This is a genomic window from Aquimarina sp. MMG015, from assembly GCF_018100855.1.
Lineage (GTDB): Bacteria > Bacteroidota > Bacteroidia > Flavobacteriales > Flavobacteriaceae > Aquimarina > Aquimarina latercula.
Genome location: NZ_JAGJEB010000003.1, coordinates 176,459 through 199,197, shown reverse-complemented (window position 1 = coordinate 199,197; position 22,739 = coordinate 176,459). Strand labels below are relative to the sequence as shown.

At 33.0% G+C, this 22,739-nt stretch carries 15 protein-coding genes; 8 read left to right on the top strand and 7 right to left on the bottom strand.

Going from position 1 to position 22,739, the window contains the following annotated elements:
* Window positions 1–766: 766 nt before the first annotated feature.
* A complete protein-coding gene (locus J8L88_RS07640) occupies window positions 767–1,231 on the top strand; it encodes a hypothetical protein (RefSeq protein ID WP_118387537.1) in 465 nt (154 codons plus the stop codon).
* 66 nt (window positions 1,232–1,297) lie between these two features.
* Here J8L88_RS07640 and J8L88_RS07635 read toward each other — a convergent pair whose 3' ends face one another.
* The 3 genes from J8L88_RS07635 to J8L88_RS07625 all read right to left on the bottom strand — a co-directional run bounded on the left by J8L88_RS07635 (window position 1,298) and on the right by J8L88_RS07625 (window position 5,948).
* On the bottom strand, window positions 1,298–2,047 hold the full coding sequence (locus J8L88_RS07635) for a LytTR family DNA-binding domain-containing protein (RefSeq protein WP_027395246.1): 750 nt from the start codon (window positions 2,045–2,047) through the stop codon (window positions 1,298–1,300).
* A gap of 7 nt (window positions 2,048–2,054) precedes the next feature.
* Entirely contained in the window at window positions 2,055–5,099 is a 3,045-nt protein-coding gene (locus J8L88_RS07630) for a two-component regulator propeller domain-containing protein (protein ID WP_211060407.1), read from the bottom strand.
* A gap of 282 nt (window positions 5,100–5,381) precedes the next feature.
* Complete coding sequence (locus tag J8L88_RS07625) at window positions 5,382–5,948, bottom strand: hypothetical protein (protein WP_027395248.1); 567 nt, start codon at window positions 5,946–5,948, stop codon at window positions 5,382–5,384.
* Window positions 5,949–6,145: 197 nt separating this feature from the next.
* On the opposite strand from J8L88_RS07625, the gene J8L88_RS07620 reads away from it, so the two are divergent.
* Together J8L88_RS07620 and J8L88_RS07615 are read left to right on the top strand one after the other, a co-directional pair.
* Complete coding sequence (locus J8L88_RS07620) at window positions 6,146–6,616, top strand: RNA methyltransferase (RefSeq protein WP_027395249.1); 471 nt, start codon at window positions 6,146–6,148, stop codon at window positions 6,614–6,616.
* Window positions 6,617–6,708: 92 nt separating this feature from the next.
* The gene (locus J8L88_RS07615) at window positions 6,709–8,058 is read left to right on the top strand and encodes a sodium:alanine symporter family protein (RefSeq protein ID WP_118387533.1); all 1,350 of its coding nucleotides are present in this window, start codon (window positions 6,709–6,711) and stop codon (window positions 8,056–8,058) included.
* Here J8L88_RS07615 and J8L88_RS07610 read toward each other — a convergent pair.
* Window positions 8,042–9,982 carry an OmpA family protein gene (locus J8L88_RS07610; protein ID WP_211060548.1) on the bottom strand — a complete coding sequence of 647 codons (1,941 nt, stop codon included), beginning with the start codon at window positions 9,980–9,982 and terminating at the stop codon, window positions 8,042–8,044. The genes J8L88_RS07615 and J8L88_RS07610 overlap by 17 nt on opposite strands.
* A gap of 311 nt (window positions 9,983–10,293) precedes the next feature.
* On the opposite strand from J8L88_RS07610, the gene era reads away from it, so the two are divergent.
* The 5 genes from era (at window position 10,294) to J8L88_RS07585 (ending at window position 20,234) form a co-directional block, all read left to right on the top strand.
* Window positions 10,294–11,175 (top strand): GTPase Era, encoded by an 882-nt coding sequence (gene era / locus J8L88_RS07605; protein WP_108805163.1) that lies wholly within the window; start codon window positions 10,294–10,296, stop codon window positions 11,173–11,175.
* A gap of 390 nt (window positions 11,176–11,565) precedes the next feature.
* Window positions 11,566–16,377 carry a collagen-binding domain-containing protein gene (locus J8L88_RS07600; RefSeq protein WP_211060406.1) on the top strand — a complete coding sequence of 1,604 codons (4,812 nt, stop codon included), beginning with the start codon at window positions 11,566–11,568 and terminating at the stop codon, window positions 16,375–16,377.
* Between the two features lie 155 nt (window positions 16,378–16,532).
* Window positions 16,533–18,059 carry a choice-of-anchor I family protein gene (locus tag J8L88_RS07595; protein ID WP_211060405.1) on the top strand — a complete coding sequence of 509 codons (1,527 nt, stop codon included), beginning with the start codon at window positions 16,533–16,535 and terminating at the stop codon, window positions 18,057–18,059.
* Between the two features lie 248 nt (window positions 18,060–18,307).
* Window positions 18,308–19,615: a ribosome biogenesis GTPase Der gene (der, locus tag J8L88_RS07590; protein ID WP_027395255.1), complete on the top strand. Its 1,308-nt coding sequence runs from the start codon at window positions 18,308–18,310 to the stop codon at window positions 19,613–19,615.
* Between the two features lie 10 nt (window positions 19,616–19,625).
* Complete coding sequence (locus J8L88_RS07585) at window positions 19,626–20,234, top strand: hypothetical protein (RefSeq protein WP_027395256.1); 609 nt, start codon at window positions 19,626–19,628, stop codon at window positions 20,232–20,234.
* 22 nt (window positions 20,235–20,256) lie between these two features.
* On the opposite strand, the gene J8L88_RS07580 is transcribed toward J8L88_RS07585, so the two are convergent.
* Genes J8L88_RS07580 through J8L88_RS07570 form a run of 3 tightly spaced genes read right to left on the bottom strand, consistent with a single transcriptional unit; the run spans window position 20,257 to window position 22,690 of the window.
* Window positions 20,257–20,586, bottom strand: a complete 330-nt coding sequence (locus tag J8L88_RS07580; RefSeq protein WP_027395257.1) for a MerR family transcriptional regulator — start codon at window positions 20,584–20,586, stop codon at window positions 20,257–20,259.
* 2 nt (window positions 20,587–20,588) lie between these two features.
* The gene (locus tag J8L88_RS07575; RefSeq protein ID WP_211060404.1) at window positions 20,589–21,707 is read right to left on the bottom strand and encodes a CapA family protein; all 1,119 of its coding nucleotides are present in this window, start codon (window positions 21,705–21,707) and stop codon (window positions 20,589–20,591) included.
* A gap of 5 nt (window positions 21,708–21,712) precedes the next feature.
* On the bottom strand, window positions 21,713–22,690 hold the full coding sequence (locus J8L88_RS07570; protein WP_027395259.1) for a M23 family metallopeptidase: 978 nt from the start codon (window positions 22,688–22,690) through the stop codon (window positions 21,713–21,715).
* Between the last annotated feature and the right edge of the window lie 49 nt (window positions 22,691–22,739).

Genomic DNA, 22,739 nt, shown 5'->3' with positions numbered 1-22,739 from the left:
AGAAAAGCTAGAATCCGTTAAGTCGAAGGGGAAAGACTTTACGGATTTCGGCATTTTTATATGCTATACAAAAGTAATTGGAGGGCTTTGTGAAATATGATGAAATATTATTTTTTAAGTGTTCGGTATATATTTGTCTCATCAAACAATAGATAATTAAAAAATACATCAAGTAGATTAATTGTGAAATTAAGATGTATTTGAAAGGTTATAATTTTTGGTGAATAGCCAGAATAATAGGTTAGATTATTGAGCTGTAGAATCAATGGGGTAGATTCTACAGCTCTTTTGGTATTTGTAGCTTTTGATTAATAAATGAAGCAATGAAATATGATGAAATATTATTTCGTATATGTTCAATATATATTTGTTTCATCAAACATTAAGAATTAATCATATACTATAAAATAATGACTGGAAACACACAAAACTCAGATAAAAAAAGTTTAGCATTTTGGATGGTTAGAATATTCTTATTGTTTGTTAGGTAAAGTCAAAATATTAAGAAGTATTACATCAAATTAACCACAAGGGAAATTAGTACTTGTGAAAGTGATTTGATGTTCATAAAGCCAAGCAGATAATCCAAGATAATCGTGCTATAGAGTCAATGGGGTAGATTCTATAGCACTTGGCATTTTATGTAGTTTCTAAATGATATATCTGAACCCGATGAAATATGATGAAATAGTTTTGAAGAGAGGTATTTTTTAGTTTTACCTCAATGATTTGATACTGTATAATTATTAACGTAAAACTTGAAAGTATGAAATATTCTGTTGTTAATACAAAGACACAAAAAGTGAAGTTTGGTAGTTGGCCATTTCAAAAGCGTTTAAAAACAAAGCTTCAGTTAGTAAATTTGGGGGATGATTATTACAGAGTGTATTACTCAAGTGAATTCAATAATATAAATACAGGAAAGATTGAAAAAATTAAAGTGCCTTGTAATGGGTATGTTAAAACGCAAATTAACAATGAACCAGGTATAAAAGTCGAAATATATAATTGTAGTTCTGAAGGTAATTACATTGCTATACATGTAAAGATAAAAGCAGATATGGGCTCTTTAGGAGTTAGAACAATATATGATCAAATTTTAGACTGCTATACGGTACAATCCAAAAATTGGAATGCGCTTGATATTACAGGTATATGGAAAAACCTTGGTAAAATTAAAAAGCAAATCAGCTATACATTCGTAGACCAATATGCCCAAATTTTTAGTTAAAATATGGACTAAAGGATAGAATAGTAGTAAAACGTATTTCGCTATAAAACAGTTGCTTGTTCTACATTATCTATGCATGCGATCTAAGATCTCCATTACTTCTACCTTTTTTCTAACAGAAACTGGAACATTTTCTCCATTTTTAAGCATTAGATAACCGCCATCTGCCTTAATAAAAGCACTAATACATTGGAGGTTAATTAAATGGCTTTGGTGTACACGTAAAAACTGATAGTTTTTAAGCATATCAGCAAAATATTTTAAAGTTTTCGTTACAAATACCTTTTGGCCATCTTGTAGGTAAAAAATAGTATTATTACTATCGGATTCACATCTAACAATATCATCTAAGCTTACAATAATAATTTTGTCTAAAGTGTGTAAAGATATTTTATCAGGTTTTTGCTCTGGTGCAGATAATGTATCTTTAAGAATATTGAGTCTTTCTTTATTAGGCTGAATTTGTTCTTTAGCTTTGGATATTGCTTGTGCTAGTTCTTCATTAGAGTATGGTTTTAGAACATAATCAATAGCTGCAAATTTAAAAGCTCTTATAGCATACTCATCACTCGCAGTTACAAAGATAATTTTAGATTTTAATTCTGGAAATATCTCTAATACGTCAAAACCTGTACCATCTCCTAGCATAATATCCAGAAATAAAATATCAGGAACATTGGTTCTAAGGGATTTTGCAGCTTCTACTACGCTTCTTGCTGTATCTATAATTTTTATTTCGGGATGATTTGTTTCCAGGTCACTTTTTAAAAGTTGAAGTGCATCTGGCATATCTTCTACAATAATCGCTGTAAGCATAGTGTCTTTAATAATCGGTTAATAATGGTATTTTAAACGATATCTCAGTTCCTTCTACAGAAGAGTCTTCATTTAGAATTTCTTTTATCTGTAATGCATCTTTTCCAGAGATAGACTCCAGCCTTTCTCTAGTTACTGTTAATGCCATGGATTGATGATCCGTCTTGGTTTTGGTTTTTTGGGACTGGAAAATACCCATTCCGTTATCTAATATTTTACAATGTAAGAATTCTTCATTAGTATCAAAAAATACTTTTAGTTTTCCATCTCTATTTCCTTTTAGGATCCCATGTCGTATTGCGTTTTCAACAAATGGTTGTATTAGCATTGGAGGAATTAATACTTCTTCTGGATCAAATTCCGAATCGATAGAAATGGTATATTCAAAAGGCTTATTTGCCATTAGTTTTTCTACTTCAATATAATGTTTCAGGGTTTTCATTTCCTGATCTAATGTAATATTGTCTTTTCTGGAGTTATATAATGTTTCTCTTAATAAAGTGGCAAAAGTGTTAATAGTACTATTCATTTTGGATGGGTTACTCGTTCCCATCGCTTTAATCCCATTAAGTACATTAAAAATGAAATGCGGATTCATTTGTAATCTTAATGCCTTTTGTTCTAAAGAAAGCAAGTGATTTTGCATTTGCAATTTTTCTCGTTCTTCTTTATTCTTAAGCTTTACTTTTCTAATATATAACAATGTAATTATTGTAAGTACCAGAAGAATAATCCCTAGTGTAGCAAGTTGAAACCAGAGTTTTTTGTAAATAGGGCTATCTATGAATATTTTAAAAGTAATAGGCTCACTTTCTTCCCATCTATAATTTCTGGATTGTGCAGAAAATGAATGAGCACCATATGCTAATCCAGCTAAATTTTGCTTTTTTTCTGATGACCATGGACTCCAAGCTGTGTTATTTAGTTTATAACGATATTCTATGTCATTTGGATGATCTAGGTCAATAGTTTTATAGTTAAATGAAAGCTCGGTTTGTTCTGGAGTTAGCTGTAGAACGTTGTCATTTTTGGCCCATATATCAGGATTTATAGAATCCAATGTTTGGTATGCGATTTCTATATTTTCAAAATGGATTTCTGGTTTTACAGTGGTTTTGTCAGTTTCTCCTGGTTCATATTTAGTAAGTCCATAGATGGCTCCGAACCACAGGTTTCCTTCGATATCTTTACTTATAGCATTGAGACAAGTTTCTATACCTAAAAAGCCATCATTACGCCCAAAATGAAAAACATCTGTAATTTGGTTTATTAAGTTGATTTCTATTCGATCTACACCCCTTTCAGTACCAACCCATAAATTATCCTCATTATCAAATATCATTTGATAGATATTGTTTGAGTATAAATTCTTTTCTCCTTTTATTTTTTTAAAAGAGAGTTTCTCTTCCTCTAAACTGGCCCACCAAATACCTTGTCCAGCTGTACCTAGATATAAGTTATTATTTTTAAAAAGAAAGCAATTGATCGCAATTTTCTGATTGAGTACATTACTAAGATGTGTAACTTTATTCCTTTTAATAAATCCAATACTTCCATTTTCTGTAGCATACCATATTTTGCCTTTTTTGTCAGAGGCCATATGTTTAATTTCAAGGTCTTTTATGCCACGCTTTTTAGTGAATCGTCTAACAGATCTTACTTTGTGTTTCTTGTAATCATATATAAATCTGGTAATTCCAGAAGAATAAGTGGCTGCCCAAATAGTGTCTCCAGAAATATGTATAGATCGAACCCAATTAGAAGATAAACCTCTTCTTTTATTAATGATGTAGTTCTTGATAACCTCTTTGGTTATTGTATCCTTTCTCTGTTTTTTGGACTTCTTATTACGAGTTACGATGCTGTCTTTAAATTTAATTTCTTTAAATAAGATTCCTTTTCCTTCGGTACCTGCCCAGATATTTCCTTTGCTATCATGCGTGATAGTTTTGATTTTTATTTCAGATAACCTTTTGTCTTGCTTGACTTGAACTATTCCCGTAGAATCAATTTTTATTAATCCAGCTTCCGAGTTTGAGGCCCAGATTTCTTCGTTAAAACTATGAACAGCATATACGCGATTACCTTTTAGTCCAGTATCTTGATTATAGTGGGTAAAATTATTTTGAGAATATTTATAGAACCCTCCTCCAGATGTTGCAATCCAAATATTGGACTGACGATCCGAAATGGTTTTTCTAATAGTAGAAACTGCTAAACCGTTTTTTCGATTTATTTTTTTCTTTAATCGATAATTATTGGCATCCAATACAGTAATTCCTTCATTATTCGTAGAGAACCATAATTCTGTATCTAGAACTGAAATGTTATTGACATTTAATGGTTTTTGGATCCATTTATTACCATAACTTTTAGCATTTGTATTTAAAACTAAAATTCCTTGATTTATAGCTGCCGCAAATACTTTTGTTTTGTGATATAATGCCGAAGTAAAATTATATGCACTATGACGTACCATAATGCTAGCATCTTTATGAATTTTATTTAATTTCCAAAGACCTTTATTTGTAGCTATCCAGAATAACTTACCATCAAACACAATTCCATTTACAATGCTGGTATTTATTTTAGGATCTAATTGTATTTTTTTTAATCCATCACTGCGGTTATATATATAGATGCCGACATTAGTAGCTAGATAAGTTTTATTGTGGATCCTAAATATTTTGTTTACTTGTAATCCTTCGAAATTATGAAATTTCTTTTTTGTTTTTATCGATAATCCTCTTCTAGTTCCTATGAATAAACTGTCATTAGAAAAGAGTAAGGAGTGTATGTAGTTGGATAAGAGGCCATCATCTTCGTTCCAGGTTTCAAATTCTTCTCCATTAAATCTACTTATTCCACCTCCACGTGTACCTAGCCACAAATAACCAATATCATCTTGTATAATATCATATACTTGAGATTGAGGAAGCCCGTCTTCTAATGTATATGCCCTAAGGCCATTATTTTGAGCAGATAATAAATGAATAGCACTTATCCATATAATTGAAAAGGATAGTAGATATGAAAAGCATTTGGGGCTCATAAAAAACTATGGTTTGATAACAAATATAATCAAACTGATTCTCTTGTTATGTGTACTCCCATTAAATAATTTGATGAAAATGATGTTGAGTAAAACCGTATACAAGCAGGCAGTTTTTTTGGGAAAAAACAAATTGGAAATAATTGGACGCGCCTGCCGTATACAATAGTTTTATTTTTTTATAAAATATTAAAACTTACTAGGATTGTGAAAAAAAATAAAGCGATACAGTACAATAGAATAATTGAATAATAAATAGTGTTATTTTCTACACCAAATATTCTAGTAACTGGTGATTGCTGTATTCTTTGGAGTATTAACTTTGTTGTCATTCCAGGTAAAGCTTTGTTTTAGGTTTACGTATTTAATTTCTGCTGTTTCTTTATATAAAGTTTCGGTTTCAAGAATGTTTCCTTCTATACCATATTGTTGATTAGGAAAAGTATATTGAGAATCTGTATCTGAATTCTCACAATAAACATTTGTTAATTGTGGTAAGGATACAAGTTCATTTTTGTCTGTTATCATAAAGTAATGTGATTCTACCTGAGCACAACAAGCTAAGTATTCCACTTCCATCTTAATCACCTCAGAGATCCCTTCCAGACCAGGGTTCTCTAAGGTGGTGATAAAGATGTCCTCAAAAAGCTCAATATCATTGAGTGTGAAAGTAAATACGTTTTCCGAAATTCCCCCCAAACGAATCAGATTAACAATGCAAGTCGGTTGTTCTGAACCATTCTCTTTAATTTCGGTAACTGCTGTGTACTTTCCCGTCTTCTGAAAACTTTGTGCTTTCATAAACTGAAATCCTAATATTAGGATGAAAAAAACAATGATCTTTTTCATAACAGTATTATTTTGAGGTTGATTATTTTGTACAAATTTATATGCTATAAACGGTTAAAATAAGTTGGTTTTAGAATTCGTTAGGATCAATTTAGAATTCGTACATCTCATTACGGTTTTAACATAATTGAGGTGTCTGGGTTGGAGTATGAATCATTTTTTATTGCTATTAAAGTGTTACTATTTACTTTTGTAATATGATAGATAATTTTGAAAATGAATTTTTTGGTATCGGTATTCAGAATGGAAAAACTCCTGAGAATTTAGGAGTCCTCTGGAGAACTGCTCAGAATATGGGAGCGAATTATATATTTACAATTGGTAACAGATATGCAAAACAAGCAAGTGATACACATAATGCGGTAAAATCTATGCCATATTTTCATTATGATACTTTTCAAGATTTTTATAAACATCTTCCAAAAGGAGCAATGCTAGTAGGTGTTGAATTAACGAATGATGCGGTGCCATTAGAAACTTTTAATCACCCTAAAAGATGTGTCTACTTGTTAGGAGCTGAGGATCATGGATTATCTAAAACTGCTGTAGAAAAGTCACATTTCTTAATTAAGTTTAAGTCAGAATTAAGTGTTAATGTTGCTGTGGCAGGAAGTATCGTAATGTATGATAGGGGAATTAATAAACCTAGATTTATAAGAGCTACATAATAGTTTTGAGTAAAGTGGTTATTTTACTATAATAATTTACTATTCATTTGTAATTAGAAATATATAGTACCTTTAGCATACTTACAAGGCCTATGTTTAAAAAAATAGAAGAGAGTGTTGCAGTATTTAGTTCATGGATATGGGATTGGCCATTACTTATTCTATTAGTTGGAGGAGGCTTATTTTTTCTTATCTATTCTCGTTTTACGCCATTTTTATATTTCCGACACGCAATAAACATCTTAAGAGGTAAATATGATAATGAAAATGATCCAGGTCAATTGACTCATTTTCAGGCATTATCATCAGCGATTGCGGCAACAGTCGGCATGGGGAATATTAGTGGAGTCGCTATAGCATTAGTAATGGGCGGTCCAGGAGCAATTTTCTGGATGTGGATTAGTGCATTAATTGGTATGGCTACTAAATTCTATACGTGCACTCTTGCTGTTATGTATAGATCAGAGAGTAAAGAGGGTAAGACGCTTAGTGGCCCAATGTATGTTATTACAGCTGGATTGGGACGTCATTGGAGACCATTAGCCATTTTCTTTGCATTAGCTGGTTTAGTAGGGACATTACCTGCTTTTACTGTAAATCAACTTACTCAAACTTTAGTTGATGTTTTGGATTGGAACGAAGAAGCTAAATTATATATAGGGATCGTTTTGGCTATAATGGCATCATTTGTTATTCTTGGAGGGATTAAGAGGATTGGGTTAGTGGCTAGTAAGTTAGTCCCTTTTATGGTGGTTTTGTATTTTATTACAGTCTTTACCATATTGATTTTACGTATGGATTATGTACCCGAGATGTTTGTTTTAATTTTTTCGGATGCTTTCTCTGGGGAGGCTGCTGCAGGGGGAGTTTTGGGGTATTTGATTAAAACGGGAGTGAAAAGAGCCGCTTTTTCTAATGAAGCAGGAATTGGTACTGCACCTATGATGCACGGGACAGCTAAAACTGATGAGCCTGTTAGAGAAGGACTTGTAGCTATGATTGGTCCTGCTATCGATACACTTCTTATATGTACACTAACTGCATTAGCAATTTTATCCACTGGGGTATGGAGATATTCTGACGGTAATGGTATTTCACTTACTTTAGAGGCTTTTAATTCTGTTTTACCTTATGGGATGGGAGATGGTATAGTGATTGTTATGGTTCTTGTTTTTGCCTTATCAACATTATTTTCATTTTCTTATTATGGAGTAACGTGCTTAGGTTTTTTAACTAAGCCCAAGTACGGTAAATATTATAATTATATTTATATAGGGTCTATTATTGTTTCAGCTGTAGTGAAGATTGATTTTGCTATTAATTTAATAGATAGCGCTTTTGCGTTAATGGCAATACCTACAGTAATTTCTGGATTACTATTAGCACCTAAAGTTAATGCTCAAGCTAAGGTTTACTTTCAGAAAATTACTTCCTTACGATAAATTCACTTCTTCTATTTTCTTGGTGTTCTTCTTCTGTACAAGGAATACCGTTTGCACATTTATTAATGAGTCTTCGTTCTCCATAGGCTTTTCCTTTAATACGTCTCCAATTGATTCCTCCTTTACGAATGATATATCTTACTGTAGCTCGCATCCGCTTTACACTAAGTTTTTTATTATACCAATAACTAGATCTGCTATCTGTATGAGAACGCACTTCAATTTTTAGATTAGGATTCTGTTTCATAACAGAAATAACCTTCTGTAAATCAGCAATTGCATCTGATCTAATCTCGTCGGTATCTAGGTCAAAGAAAATAGTTCGTAACTGCAATGGGGCGACAATATCATCACCTATATTAACCGGTTCGGATGTGGTAGACAATAGTTTTTCTTTCTTAAAAGATATCTGAACATTATTAGTAGTTTCAAAAGTATTTTTTGATTTAAAAATAATATCATTGGGATTAAATCCTTCTATAGAGACACGAATAATGTATTGCTTGTCACAATCAACTTCAAAATTATAGGCTCCATCATAATCGGACTTAATTTCATTTATGATGTTCCCATCAGTATCTAATAATGTTACATTAGCATTAGCAATAGTTTCATTTGTTTCATTATCTGTGATAATACCACTTAAGAATTCTCTGCACTCAGTAATTAATTCCTCTGTTTGTCTAAAACTATAGATGTCATCATTTCCTTTTCCACCCCTTCTATTGCTTGCAAAATAACCCGTATTGTTCTCTTCATCTAATACAAATGAGAAATCATCTTTTGGGCTATTTACTGGTTTCCCTACATTGAATATTTCATATAAACCCGTGTCTTTAGTAATAGCAACGAATACGTCTAATCCACCTAGTCCAACGTGACCATCACTTGCAAAATATAATCTTCCGCTCTCACTTACATATGGAAAAGTTTCTCTACCTTCTGTATTGATATTGTCTCCTAGGTTTTTGGGTTTCCCGTATTTTCCATTAGGAAGTATATTTACTACGAATAAATCAGACTTCCCTCTAGTTCCTTTCATATCACTAGCAAAATATAATTGTTTACCATCAGGACTTAAGGCAGGGTGGGAAACTGAGTAATTATCACTATTAAAAGGGAGTTCTTCAATATTAGACCATTTTTCGTTAGAAAGAGTAGCTTTATATAATTTTAATAAAACAACTCCTTTTCTACTTTTACCAAGTTTGTTATTGGTGAAATTATTTCGCGTAAAATACATTGTCTTTCCATCTTTAGTAAAACTTGTAGAAGATTCATGAAATTTGGTATTTATTTTACCTTTTAATTTTTTTGATTCTTGTGTAGAAATATTGTTGTTATTTATTTTTGAAGAAAAAAGATCTAAGAATGGCATTTTATTCCACTCATGAAGCTTGGAGTTTTTACTTCTGGAGGAAGCAAATACTATGTTTCCTTTGTGATCAAAACTTGGAGCGTAATCAGAATATTCAGAATTTATGGTAAGAGTGTATAAATCATATTTACCAGATTGCATTTCTATGAAATCTAAATAATCGCGTTTATTTATAAAAGATTTTGCTCTTTTGTCATTTCCTGTAATTGTATTAAACCTTTCCATAACATCGTCTGCTTCATTATATCGCTCTGTACTTTTAAGGCTTTGAGCATATCTAAACAAATACTCCGGTTTTATTTCTTCAGAAAAATTTGAGATTAATTTTTCGTACCATTGAATAGATTCTTCTGGTTCTCCTGTGAAATAATAGGAGTCTGCTAATTTTCGATAAAGGTCTGAAGAGGAATATCCTTGTTTTGCAACATCTAGATAGATGTCACGAGCGTTTATATAAGCTAATGCTTCAAAACTTTCGTCAGCCTTGGTAAGAAGTTTATCTGTGTTTTGTGCAAAACTGAATTGTGATAGCATGAGTAGTACCATCACAGATACACATGTGCGTATGGTGTGATATGTTTTCGAAATAGTTAAAAAAGAGATAGAATAATTTCCCAAAATAATCCCAGTATTTATAAAATAAATTATCTGTTTTTGTGGGGTTTTAAAAACATACTGGAATTAAATTTACGAAAAATTAACAAAAGGTTTATGGATATAATATTTTTTATGTGTCTTAAATACTGTTTTATAAAGCTGAAATTGTATGTCTAAATCTATTTTAGTATAAAATATTCCTTCTCTAGATTGGACAATTTTGTATAATAATGGACTAACTTTGCAACAAAATCATATATATGGCTCATAAAGCAGGTTTTGTAAATATCATTGGTAATCCAAATGTTGGAAAATCAACATTGATGAATGCTTTCATTGGAGAAAGGTTGTCCATAATCACGTCTAAAGCACAAACAACTAGGCATAGGATTTTGGGAATTGTAAATGGAGATGATTTTCAAGTTATTTTATCAGATACTCCAGGAATTATAAAACCAGCATATGAATTGCAAGAATCTATGATGGGATTTGTAAAGTCGGCTTTTGAGGATGCAGATATTCTTATCTATATGGTTGAGATAGGTGAAAAGGAACTGAAAGATGAAGCATTTTTTAATAAGATTACAAGTGCTAAGATCCCAGTTTTCTTATTATTAAATAAGATAGATAAATCTAACCAAGAGCAATTAGAGCAGCAAGTTCAGTTTTGGGCAGAAAAAGTTCCTAATGCAGAATTATATCCAATCTCTGCCTTAGAAAACTTTAATGTTAAAGAAGTTTTTGGAAGAATTGTAGAGTTATTACCAGATTCACCCGCCTTTTATCCAAAGGATCAATTGACCGATAAGCCAGAGCGGTTTTTTGTAAACGAAGCGATTCGCGAAAAGATCTTAATGCACTATAAAAAGGAGATTCCATATTCCGTAGAGGTAGAAACTGAAGAATTTTTTGAAGATGAAAAAATTATCAGAATTAGATCGGTAATTATGGTCGAGAGAGAGTCTCAAAAAGGTATTATAATAGGTCATAAAGGATCGGCACTTAAAAGAGTTGGAGTAGAGGCTAGAAAGGAATTAGAGAAGTTTTTTGGAAAACAAATTCATATTGAGTTATATGTGAAGGTTAATAAAAACTGGCGAAATAGCGAACGTCAACTAAAACGCTTTGGTTATAATCGTTAATTCTTTTAGGTAAAAACTCCCTTACTTTGTTTGTAGGATTTTTGTGAGCTTTTAAATTTTGATAATTACGGGAAAACTGTATTTGGCGGATAAAATGCTGCAGTTAAACGTTTTTACATCTTTTTATGTGTTTTTTTAGAGGGAAACATATAGTTTTGCATTATTAACATATTTAAAACGCCCTAAAATATGATATGAACAATACTTTATCTTCACACACTTTTTAATAAACGCTTAACTCTAAAATCTAAATAAATTACAAAGGATTTGTTGACTCTTGTAGTCTTAAATCAATGTGTGATTTCTTGTCCCGCGTATTTATCTTATAAAACCCAAAATAAATTAACCAGTTTGAGCTTCTGAAACTCGAACGAAAAAAACAACTACACAATGTCTAAAACTACTAACAAGCTTAACTCATTGAGCGGTAAAGTGAGAGTGACTTCTATAAGTTCTTCTTTCTTTAGCCTAGCAATGATCGTCATTTTTATGTTGACCTCGGGATTTAACACCTTGGCTGACAAGAATAATGCAAGTTTTGATTCAACAACATCTGTTTGTAATAACCCATTAGAAAAAGCATTGGGGTATAATGCATTTGTTAGGTATAATACTATAGTTAATGGTGGAGATACCGAAGGTCCTATTGCATTAGGAGGAGATTTAACTATTGATGGAATCATTACAATAGCGGCTCAAACGCCAGGGACTAATTTTTTTAATGGAGATGACCAAGCTTCATCCTTAGTTGTAAATGGTAAAGTAATTTACATCTCAGGAGAAGGAATACATCTTAATCAAGGATACACCAAAGTAGGTGATTTAAATGGCTCTTCAGTTTTTGATGTAGATTTTAATTTAGCATCAGTTAATACAAGAGTTACTGCTGGAGATTACGATGCTAAGCCAAGAATTCAAGTACAAAGAAAGCAAGATCAAAGTTCAGTTGGTCAGGCTAATTTGATTGATTTTGAAGCAGCTTTTGCAGCGTTCGAATCAAAATCTATCTCATATAGTAATATGTTATCTAATGTTCAGATAAGTAATGATAATAAAATGTTACTTTCTGAAAATACAGTAAACGTTTTGCATATTACTGGGACAGAGTTGCAGAACCTTCCTTATCTAACTTTTGAAAATACTCCAAGTCAGAATACGCCATTAATTATAAATGTTGATGCGGCAGGTGATTTTGAATGGAATATTCTAAATCTTACTGGAATTGGGGATCAGCAAGGAGCCTTTATTATTTGGAATTTTTATAATAATTCAAGTATAACGCTAAAAGGGGGTTCAACGATCATTGGTAGTTTATTTGCTCCTAAATCAGATGTGATAAAGGATTCCTCAGGAAATATTAATGGACAAGTTATCGCAGCAAATTATCATCATATTCAAGGAGAGTTACACCAGCATGTATTTGATTCTTGTACGGATGATGATGTAAGTTGTGCTTTAACTGTAGAAGCTGGTGATGATTCAGAATTTTGCGGAGAAGGAGAAGTAACACTTACTGCAATAGTTTCTGGAGCATCAGAATGTGTAGATTGCGTAGGAGAATATAGTGTGTTAAATACTAATAATTGTAAAAGAGATCAAGATTACGTAATGTGGTTAACGGATGGTAATAATCCAAGATGGTTCTCTAATGTTGATTTAGAATGGAATGAATTGGCAGATGGTACAGCAACATTGACTGGAACTATTTTTGATCATACCTTAACCCAGACTACGTATGAGGTAAATGCAGTCTATTCAGGAAGAACAGATACCACACCAACAAATAGTCCAAAAGAGCATGAGTGTAATAATGAAGATGAATCTGCATGGATTTATTATACAGAGTTAACTGGTACTGTAACAAGTTCTGACGGATCTTGGTCAATTGATCTGTCAAGAAGAGGGCCAGCTTTTCAATTAGGAAATGGAGCTAATGTTACAGAAACTGAAGAAGGAAAATTTGGAGCCTGCGGTTGGTTTAATACAACGGATAATCAATATAATAGAGGAGACTTTAATTTTAACCTAGGAGACTGTGTTACAACTTCAACAACAGAGGTAAGTTACCTGTGGTCTACAGGAGAAACTACTCCATCCATTACCGTAAGTGAAGGAGGAATTTATACAGTGACGGTTAAGGATTGTGAAAATTGCAATGCTTCAGATTCTGTAGAAGTTGTAATAAATGATGTTCCGCAGGTAGATGCTGGAGAAGATCAAGAGATTTGTTTAGGAGATGAGGTTACTTTAACAGCTATTACAGATGGAAATGAAAATTGTGAGAGTTGTATCGAATATGGTATACAAAATACTGATTATTGTAAGGGGAATCAAAACTATGTATTGTGGTTAGATGGTGGAAGATTCTTTTCTAATGTTGATTTAGAGTGGAACGAACTTGCAGATGGAACTGCAACTCTTAAAGGTACTGTTTTTGATTATACAAATACACAATCAAATTATGAAGTTGATGCAGTGTTTACAGGGAAAACTGCAATTGCTCCTGCCAATAGTCCAAAATCACATTTATGTAATGATGAAGATGAATCAGCTTGGCAATATTACACAGAGTTTACTGGAACTATTACTAGTGAGGATGGATCTTGGTCTACAACTTTATCTAGAAGAGGCCCAGCATTCCAGATGGGTAATGGAGCTAACCAAACTGAAAAAGAATTAGGTAAGTTTGGAGCTTGTGGATGGTTTGATACTAATGATAGTGAATATCCAGTAGGAGATTTCAATTTTAATTTTGGAGATTGCATTACTTCCGAGACAAATAATACTAGTTTCTTATGGTCTAATGGAGAGACGACAGAAAGTATTACTGTATCGCCAGAAGAAGATACAACATATTCTGTAACAGTAACAAATTGTAATGGTTGTTCTGCAACAGATGAAGTAACGGTAACCGTTAAATCTGCTGTTGTTGATGCTGGAGATGATCAAAATATATGTTTAGGAGAGACAGTTACATTATCTGCTATTGGAGAAGGTACATTTAGCTGGTCTAACGGAGAAACTACTGAAACAATTACAGTATCTCCAACTGAAACAACAACATATGTAGTTACTGCAACAAGCGGTAGTTGCGAGGCATCTGATTCAGTTACTATTGTAGTAAATGATCCAGTTATAGTAGATGCAGGAGATGATCAAGAAATATGTTTAGGAGAAGAGATTACATTAACTGCTCAGGCTACAGGTATTAATTGTGGTGATTGTGTTGAGTATGGTATTAAAGATACGGACTATTGTAGAGGAAGACAGCACCAGTTTGTTGTTTTCATAAATGATAATGGTACTAGATTATGGTTTAGAAATGTAAACCTTGTTTGGAATGATAATACTACAGATGGAACAGCTACACTAAAAGGTGAAGTATTTGAGTATAACTCTACAAATACATCGTTCTTAGTGGATGCCACGTTCTCTGGTTTAACTAATACTCCACCTGTTGATAGTCCTAAAGATAGTTTTTGTCAATCAGAAGATGCAACCGGTTGGGAGTATTACACAGAAATTAGTGGAACTATTACTCAAATTGGAGGTGCATTAAGTTATGATATTTCTAGAAGAGGAGAGGCATTTCAAGTAGGAAATGGAGCAAATGTGTTTGAATATACACCTCAGGTTTATGGAGCTTCAGGATGGTTTAATCTAGAAGGAGATCCTGATTCTTTTGGAGATTTTAATATAAATATAGGAGAATGTATTTCTCAAGAAGAAGGACAGGTTCAATATTTGTGGTCTAACGGAGAAACTACACAAAGTATTACTGTGTCACCAGAAGAAGATACAACCTATTCTGTAACTGTTACAAGTTGTACGGATTGTGTTGGAGAAGATGAAGTGGTTGTAACTGTAAATTCTGCTACGGCGGATGCAGGAGATGATCAGGATATTTGCGAAGGAGAAATAACAACACTTACAGTAGTTGGAGAAGGTGATATTTTATGGTCAACAGGAGAGACTACTGCTACTATTGAAGTTTCACCGTCTGATACTACGACATATAATGTAGAAGTGACCAATGGTAATTGTTCTGCTACAGATGAAGTGGTTGTGACTGTAAATTCGGCTACAGCAAATGCAGGAGATGATCAAGATATATGTAAAGGAGAAACAGCAACGCTCATAGTAGTTGGAGAAGGTAATGTTTTATGGTCAACAGGAGAGACTACTGCTGCTATTGAAGTTTCACCATCTGATACTACTACATATACTGTAGAAGTTACAAATGGTAGTTGTTCTGCTACAGATGAGGTAACTGTTACAGTAAAATCGGTTACTGCTGATGCGGGAGATGATCAAACTATTGCAGTAGGAGAGACTACTATGCTTACCGCTACGGGAGGTGATACTTATGTATGGTCAACAGGAGAAACTACTTCAACAATTGAGGTTTCTCCAGAAGAAACTACTACATATACTGTTACTGTTTCTGCAAATGGATGTTCTGCTGAGGATGAAGTAACTGTTTCGGTAGAAGGTTGTACCCTTGTTGCAGATGCAGGTGATGATCAAGAAATATGTTGGGGAGAAGAAGTAGTGCTTACAGTAGCAGGAGAAGGAGATGTTCTTTGGTCTACTGGAGAAACTACAACAAGTATAACTGTATCACCGACAGAAACAACGACATATTCTGTTATTTTAACAAATGGTAGTTGTGAAGCCATAGATGAGGTTGTTGTTGGAGTTACTATTGTAGAAGTAAGTGCCGGAAGAGATAAGTTTTTATGTGAAGGTTTTGGAGAAGAAGCAACTTTAACTTCCACTACTATTGCTGATGCGTATTTATGGTCAACAGGAGAGACAACAAGAAGTATTGTCGTATCACCAAGCACTACTACAAGTTATACGTTAACTATTACTGTAGGTAATTGTAGTGATACGGATGAAGTAACAGTTTTTGTTCAAGATTGTGATGAATCAATTATATCATCCACTGTATATCCAACAGTATTGAGATCAGGAGAAACACTAACGGTTGATGTAGCATCTAAGAAAGACCAAAAAGTATATGTGTCTTTTTATAGCTTGTCTGGTTCAACTATGATTCCTAAAGTTGCTGAGAATGAAATTAAGAAGGGTAAAACATCGTTAACTTTTGACACATTAAGTTCAATGCCTTCTGGAATGTATTTAATTAAGATTGATAAAGAAGAAGGAACAGAATACAAGAAGTTTATTGTCAAATAAATAGTATTCTCAAAATAATTAAATAAAAAACTGCCTAAAGAATATTCTTTAGGCAGTTTTTTTTGAAGTTTAAGTTATTTATAATTTATTCTTTTCATAACATTAAAGATATATACATTATTGAATTTAGCTAGCTAACGCAAATCAAATTAATAATGAAAATCTTTAACAAATCAAGTCTAGTTGTAATTGGGGCTTTAGGATTATTTTATTCTTGTAATCTTGATGATTATCAAGGGGGAGGTGGCAGTACTGATGATCTTACGTTTAACAAAATCGGAGGTTTTATAAATGGAACCGGAGACGAAGGTTTTGCAGAAATTTCTGCCTTTGATCCAGAGACAGCTAAGTTATTTGTAGTAAACCCAAATGATGTGGAACTTTCTGTTTGGGATATATCTTACCCTTCCAATCCTATAGCGGGGACAGATATTGCTTTAAATGGAATTCCAAATAGTGTAGCTGTGCATGAAGGAATTGTGGCTGTCGCGCTAGAAAATCCAGCTAATAAACAAGCAAATGGTACGATTGTAACTTATGATGCAACATCACAAACTCTTTTAAATACCTATCCTGCCGGAGCACTGCCTGATATGGTGACTTTTAGTCCTAATGGTAAGTATATTGTTGCAGCTAATGAAGGAGAACCTAATGATGAATATACTTTAGATCCAGAAGGATCGGTTACAATAATTGAAGTTGGTACTGGAGAAGTAAATCAAGTAAGTTTTACTGGTTTTAATGGAAGGACTATAGGTAATGACTTTAGAGTATTTGGTCCTGGGGCAACGTTAGCTCAGGATATAGAGCCAGAGTATATTGCAGTTTCAGATGATTCTAAAACTGCTTATGTTGCATTGCAAGAAAATAATGGTATTGCGACAATAGATTTAAGAACTAAGACAGTTAGGTATATTACAGGTTTAGGGGTAAAAAATTATGCGCTTAGAGAAAATCAAATAGATGCTAGTGATAGGGATGATATTGTAGGGAATTTTCAAAATTGGCCTGTATTGGGATACTATCATCCTGATGCCATGATTTTCGCTAGAATACAAGGAGCTAGATTTTTAATTACAGCTAATGAAGGAGATGCAAGAGATTATGATGGATATTCAGAAGAAGAAAGAGTAAAGGACTTAATTTTAGATCCTACTGTATATCCTGATGCAGAAACTTTACAGTTAGATGAAAACTTAGGAAGATTAAAGACTACAATTGCTAATGGAGATATAGATGGTGATGGTGATGTAGATCAAATTTATGCTTATGGAGGAAGGTCTTTCACAATTTGGTCCACAACAGGAGTTAAAGTATATGATAGCGGAGATCAAATAGCAAAAACGGTATTTGAATTAGATCCTAGCGCATTTAATAGTAACGAGGGTGATGGAGTAGATAATAGATCAGATGATAAAGGTGCAGAACCAGAAGCGGTAGAGACCTTGAGTATAGGTAGAAGTACATTGTTATTTGTAGGTTTAGAGAGAACAGGAGGAATCATGGTATATGATATCTCTAATCCAGTTAATCCTAGGTTTATAGAATGGCTAAGAGATGCGTCTGATATTTCACCAGAAGGTTTAATCACTATAAAAGCCGAAGATAGTCCAACAGGCGATGCATTAGTAATAGTTACTAACGAAGTTTCTAATACAGTAGCAATTTATGAAGTGAAGTAATCACGTCCATAAAAAGTTTGTTGTTTTACAGTAACCAACTTATATAGAATTGTTTTTATCTTTGAAATAAGTAATTATTTCACTGACTGACTATCAATTATGAAAAAGTTCAATAGGTCGATGCGCTGACCGTTGAGCTTTTTCGTTTTTATTACCTTCCTCTTTATTTTTATTTACTTCATATTACGGTTCAATAGTTTAGGAAGAATAAAAAGACTAATTTTGCACAAATTTTAGAATTCAGGATAATGAGCAATATAGTGGCAATTGTAGGGCGACCTAATGTAGGAAAATCTACTTTTTTTAATAGACTGATCCAGAGAAGAGAAGCAATCGTAGATGCGGTTAGTGGCGTTACTCGAGATCGTCACTATGGTAAAAGTGATTGGAATGGTAAAGAGTTCTCACTTATAGACACAGGTGGTTATGTAGTAGGAAGTGATGATATTTTTGAGGCTGAAATTGATAAACAGGTTGAGCTAGCTATTGATGAAGCGGATGCAATCATTTTTATGGTAGACGTGGAGTCAGGTGTAACTGGTATGGATGAAGAAGTTGCTAACTTACTTCGTAAAGTTGATAAGCCAGTTTTTTTGGCAGTTAATAAAGTAGATAATGGTAAAAGGGCTGAAAATGCTGTAGAGTTTTATAGCCTAGGTCTAGGGGAGTATTATACGATTGCTAGTATTAATGGAAGCGGTACTGGAGAATTATTAGATGCTTTGGTAGAGGCGCTACCTGAACAAGAAGAAGAAGAGGTTTCAGAGTTACCACGTTTTGCAGTGGTAGGAAGACCTAATGCCGGAAAATCATCTTTTATTAATGCGCTTATTGGCGAGGATCGATACATCGTTACAGATATTGCAGGAACTACTAGAGATGCTATTGATACCAAGTATAATCGTTTTGGTTTTGAGTTTAACCTAGTAGATACTGCAGGTATAAGACGTAAGTCTAAAGTTAAAGAAGATTTAGAGTTTTATTCTGTTATGAGATCCGTTCGTGCTATAGAACATAGTGACGTATGTTTATTACTAGTGGATGCTACTCGCGGATTTGATGCTCAGGTTCAAAATATATTTTGGTTAGCAGAACGTAACCGCAAGGGTATTGTGATTTTAGTGAATAAGTGGGATTTAATCGAAAATAAAGAAAGTAATACTTTAAAAGATTTTGAGAAGTACATCCGTAAGCAGATAGAGCCTTTTACAGATGTACCTATTGTTTTTATTTCAGCATTAACTAAACAAAGGCTTTTCAAAGCTATAGAGACTGCTGTAGATGTATATAAAAATCGTTCTAAAAAGATCAAAACGAGTGTAATGAATGATACAATGCTTCCTATTATAGAGAGGAATCCACCTCCAGCATATAAGGGAAAGTATGTAAAAATAAAGTATTGCATGCAGTTACCTACACCTCAACCACAATTTGCGTTTTTCTGTAATTTGCCTCAATATATTCGAGAACCATATAAACGATTTTTGGAAAATAAACTGCGTAAAGAGTTTGATTTTCATGGAGTGCCCGTAGCGGTTTATTTTAGAAAGAAGTAAGGTTCTGAATATGAAAAAACCTCTTTTGATAATACTATTGTTGCTAATATTTATAATTTCAGGGATTAGTTTTCTTGTGGTTAAGAGTAGTAGAGATGTTGTTTCTGCATTCGGTAAAATGGATGAAGCTTTGCAACAAAAGAATTATTCAGTTCAAAAAAACAATGATTCTTTATTAGCATTAATAGAGAATGAAGAACTTTTGGTTAAAGCATTACGTGTAGATTCTATAACAACTAGTTTTAAAGAATATATAGAGTCCATAAAACAGGAGATGTTAGGTGAAAAGGACCCTCAGAATTATGAACTAATGGGGGAACCAAATACTATTTTTTTTACGGGAAACGGTTTTTCAGAAAAAGGGAAAGAGTTTGTTGAGAAAATAGATCAACTTAGAGAAACACTTTTGATAATGGCAGAAACATCTGAATTAAAATCCGAAATAACTAATGCTTTAAGTACTGGACAAGTACGTGATAGAGATGGTAGAAGAAGGGATTGGTTAATGTTTAATTTTAAGGATTTTCCGTTAGTAGCAAGTATAACAAAACTCACACAAATGCAATCTGATGTTACTTCGATTGAGTCAAGTATATTTCTAGGTTATATAGAGAAATAAAGTACTTTCGTAGTATGAAAAATTAAAGTTGTTCCTTAATCTTCAATAATTGACCTCTAATAGATTCCAGCTTCCTAATAATATCAAAGCTGTCTAAAGCTTCTTGTTTTTGTTCTTTTAGATGAATTTTGGCCCCTTCTAGGGTAAACCCGCGTTCTTTTACTAAATGATAAATCAGTTCTAGGTTTTTGATGTCTTCTGGAGTGAATTTTCTATTTCCTTTAGCGTTCTTTTTTGGCTTAAGGATGTCAAATTCTTTTTCCCAAAAACGAATCAGAGAAGCATTCACGTCAAATGCATCGGCTACTTCGCCAATACCATAGTACATTTTTTTCGGTAAGTCAACATACATAGTTAATTCTCGTTTTTTTGAGTAAAAGTTCCATCTTGTTCAAAAACCAAATTACTTTCAGGAAAATCTTCGCCAGTTAATTTTTTAATTTCCTTTAAAGCTCTTTTCTTATCATCCATAAAAGGATATATCTCATCAATCTGTTTTGCAGAATGCAGTTTTCCTTTTATGAAATTACCTTTAGGGTCTACTTCAATTTCAGCAATAGGTGCATATCCCTTTATTCCAGTTAGATTAAATCTAGAGTAGGTGCAAAAATTACCTAAACTATAAGCAATGAACTTATTGTTATATACTTCAAACGCTCTTGATACATGCGGTCCATGTCCAAGAATAATATCTGCTCCAGCATCTATTAAAGTATGTGCAAAAAGATATACATTACCTCGATCTTCACCATAAAAACGTTCAGTTTTTCTTGTTACGTGTGTGTGATCAGCTCCTTCTGCTCCTCCGTGAAAAGAAACAATTACAATGTCTACTTTCTCCTTTAGTTCCTTAACAATTCTTTTTGCTTTGGTTAAGTTATGAATTTTTACGCAATCTTTATTTGGGGCAAAGGCACAAAATCCATACGTGATTCCATTTTTTTCGAATATAGTAGATTCTTGTGCAAAAATACCGGCATATGCAATGTTATGTTTTTCGAGAGTTTTGGCTGTGTTTTTAATGCCAATGGCTCCAAAATCACCAATATGATTATTTGCAATACTCATTACATCAAAACCTGTTTCTTCTAGATATTTACCAAAATACTCCGGAGAACGAAAGGAGTAACATTTAGAAGGGTCAGAACATCGTTTCGCATTTTCTCCAACATCAGTAAGTGTGCCTTCTAAGTTTCCGAAAAGAATATCTGCTTGTTGTAAAACAATATTAACATCATCAAATGGACCTTTATCTTTTGGTGGTAAATAACTTTCGTTAGGAAAATTAGTTCCCATCATAATATCTCCAACCGCCATTAGCTTAATGCTTTTGGGGATTGAAAGTTTTTCCATTTCTAGTTTAAAATCCTCAACGATAGTAATCATTGAGTCAATAGTTTCTTTAGAAAATTTCTGTGCTTGTATACTAAAATTAAAACCAATTAAAAATACAAGAAGAAGTGCTTTGCGCATAGGAATTAATCTAGAGTTTCATTAATTAAAGAAGAAGCTTTTAGCATTTCATTAAATTCTTCAGAAGTTAAACTTCCATAATAAAAATTACGTGGATTAATACGTTCTCCATCTTTAAATATTTCGTAATGAAGATGAGGAGCTACCGATCTACCCGTACTTCCTACATAACCAATAACATCACCACGCTTTACTTTTTGACCCTTTTTAACATTGTACTTGCTAAGATGTGCATAGAGACTTACATAATTAAAGCCATGGTCTATCCTAATATGTTTACCATAACCGCTAGAATTTGCATCAGCTCTTGTTACTGTTCCATTCCCAGATGCATATATTGGTGTTCCTGTGGCCGCAGAAAAATCCATTCCGTAATGAAATTTTCTAGCCTTAGTAAAAGGATCACTTCTCCATCCATATCCAGATGCCATTCTTTTTAAATCAGAATTTTGAATTGGTTGGATTGCTGGAATTGTTGATAGTAATTCTTCTTTTTGCTCTGCTAAATTTTTAATTTCATCTAATGAAATAGATTGCACAGCTATTTGTTTTGTAAGCTTGTCTATTTGTTTTTGACTTTCGATAATCATTTCAGAATTATCATAACCTTCATAGCCTTTGTATCTATTAACACCTCCATAACCAGCACCTCTAACTTCTTCAGGAATTGGTGGCGCACCAAAGTATAATCTGTAAATGTTATCATCTCTTTCTGCAATTTCGGCAAGAACAGCGTGATCTTTTTTTAACTGTTTATTCATAAGTTCATACTGCAGCTTCATGTTATCCAGTTCCCTTTTGTAAGCCTTTTCTTTTGGAGTTTCTAGTTGAGGAATGTTTAGATAGATTAATAAAAGCACAAAACCAGCCAAAAAAGCACCAAGAATTCCTAAAATGGCGAAACCAAATTTACGTCCTTTCTTTTGCTCAATTCTACGATAAGATAGCGTCTCGCTATCGTAGTAATATTTAACCTTTGACATAATCTAAAATATACTATTTTTGCAGGATATTAGCCAAAAATAGGCTTGT

Bases quoted from the DNA above. Each gene is read 5' to 3' on its own strand.
- era (WP_108805163.1), top strand. From the start codon at position 10,294: ATGGCTCATAAAGCAGGTTTTGTAAATATCATTGGTAATCCAAATGTT.
- J8L88_RS07595 (WP_211060405.1), top strand. From the start codon at position 16,533: ATGAAAATCTTTAACAAATCAAGTCTAGTTGTAATTGGGGCTTTAGGA.
- J8L88_RS07575 (WP_211060404.1), bottom strand. From the start codon at position 21,707: ATGCGCAAAGCACTTCTTCTTGTATTTTTAATTGGTTTTAATTTTAGT.
- J8L88_RS07570 (WP_027395259.1), bottom strand. From the start codon at position 22,690: ATGTCAAAGGTTAAATATTACTACGATAGCGAGACGCTATCTTATCGT.
- J8L88_RS07610 (WP_211060548.1), bottom strand. From the start codon at position 9,982: ATGGTACTACTCATGCTATCACAATTCAGTTTTGCACAAAACACAGAT.
- J8L88_RS07640 (WP_118387537.1), top strand. From the start codon at position 767: ATGAAATATTCTGTTGTTAATACAAAGACACAAAAAGTGAAGTTTGGT.
- J8L88_RS07635 (WP_027395246.1), bottom strand. From the start codon at position 2,047: ATGCTTACAGCGATTATTGTAGAAGATATGCCAGATGCACTTCAACTT.
- J8L88_RS07625 (WP_027395248.1), bottom strand. From the start codon at position 5,948: ATGAAAAAGATCATTGTTTTTTTCATCCTAATATTAGGATTTCAGTTT.
- J8L88_RS07585 (WP_027395256.1), top strand. From the start codon at position 19,626: ATGAAAAAACCTCTTTTGATAATACTATTGTTGCTAATATTTATAATT.
- J8L88_RS07620 (WP_027395249.1), top strand. From the start codon at position 6,146: ATGATAGATAATTTTGAAAATGAATTTTTTGGTATCGGTATTCAGAAT.
- J8L88_RS07615 (WP_118387533.1), top strand. From the start codon at position 6,709: ATGTTTAAAAAAATAGAAGAGAGTGTTGCAGTATTTAGTTCATGGATA.
- der (WP_027395255.1), top strand. From the start codon at position 18,308: ATGAGCAATATAGTGGCAATTGTAGGGCGACCTAATGTAGGAAAATCT.
- J8L88_RS07580 (WP_027395257.1), bottom strand. From the start codon at position 20,586: ATGTATGTTGACTTACCGAAAAAAATGTACTATGGTATTGGCGAAGTA.
- J8L88_RS07600 (WP_211060406.1), top strand. From the start codon at position 11,566: ATGTCTAAAACTACTAACAAGCTTAACTCATTGAGCGGTAAAGTGAGA.
- J8L88_RS07630 (WP_211060407.1), bottom strand. From the start codon at position 5,099: ATGAGCCCCAAATGCTTTTCATATCTACTATCCTTTTCAATTATATGG.